This window comes from Falsiroseomonas oryzae (assembly GCF_027856955.1).
GTDB lineage: Bacteria > Pseudomonadota > Alphaproteobacteria > Acetobacterales > Acetobacteraceae > Falsiroseomonas > Falsiroseomonas oryzae.
The window spans coordinates 1-947 of sequence record NZ_JAPSMD010000884.1; the positions used below are offsets into that span (position 1 = coordinate 1).

The window sequence follows — 947 nt, forward strand, 5'->3', positions numbered from 1 at the left end:
ACGCGGTGGCGCCGGGCGTCGGCGCGGTGCTGACGCAGCACCGCACGGACCCGCGGCTCGGGCCGCGCGGCATCGCCCTGCTGCGCTCCGGCTGCACGGCGGAGGAGACGGTGGCTGCGCTGGTCGCCTCCACGCCCGACCATGGCTGGCGGCAGCTGGCCGCCATCGACGCCGCCGGGCGCACGGCGCATTTCCACGGCAGCCGGGTGAAGCCCGAGCACGGCGCGGCGCACGGGCCGGATGTCGTCGCCATCGGCAACATCCTGTCCAGCGCGCAGGTGCCGCGCGCGATGGCCGAGGCCTTCGCCGCCGGCCCCACCCTGCCCCTGGCCGAGCGCCTGGTGCGCGGGCTGGAGGCGGGCGAGGCAGCCGGCGGCGAGCATGGCGATGTCCGCTCCGCCAGCCTGCTGGTCATCGGCGCGCATGACTTCGCGCTGGTGGATTTGCGGGTGGATGGCGACGCCGCGCCCATCCCGCGCCTGCGCGCGCTGTGGGAGGAGTACGCGCCGCTCGTGGACGCCTATGTCGTGCGCGTGCTGCGCCCGGACGAGGCGATCGTGCTGTAGCCTAGCCTGCCGCCGCCTCGGTCCGGCGGGCGCGCAGCGCATCCGCGGTGCGGCCGGCCTCCGCGGCTTCCACGCCGAGCCGCTGCATCGCGTAGTCCGCCATGCCGAGCGCCACCTCGCGCTCGCCCATCATCACCAGGCCGACGCCTTCCTCGGCTTCCAGCCACGCGGCTTCCTCATCGGAATGGGTGCGCACCACCGCGTGCATCGCCGGGTTGGCGGCGCGCGCCAGGGCGAGGACGGCGCGTGCCTCCACCGCGCCCGGCAGCGCCACCACCAGCAGGGCGGCGCGCTCCAGCGCGGCCGCTTCCAGCACCTCGGGCCGCGTGGCGTCGCCCCACACCACGGGCACGCCCTCCGCGGCCAGGCGTTCCGCCGCGG

At 77.0% G+C, this 947-nt stretch carries 2 protein-coding genes; one reads left to right on the top strand and one right to left on the bottom strand.

Annotated features, from left to right (window positions below):
- The coding region (locus tag OZN99_RS32440) for a DUF1028 domain-containing protein (protein WP_270939297.1) at positions 1–566 on the top strand (566 nt) is incomplete at its 5' end.
- Position 567: 1 nt separating this feature from the next.
- On the opposite strand, the gene OZN99_RS32445 is transcribed toward OZN99_RS32440, so the two are convergent.
- On the bottom strand, positions 568–947 hold a 380-nt coding region (locus tag OZN99_RS32445; RefSeq protein ID WP_270939298.1), incomplete at its 5' end, for an NAD-binding protein.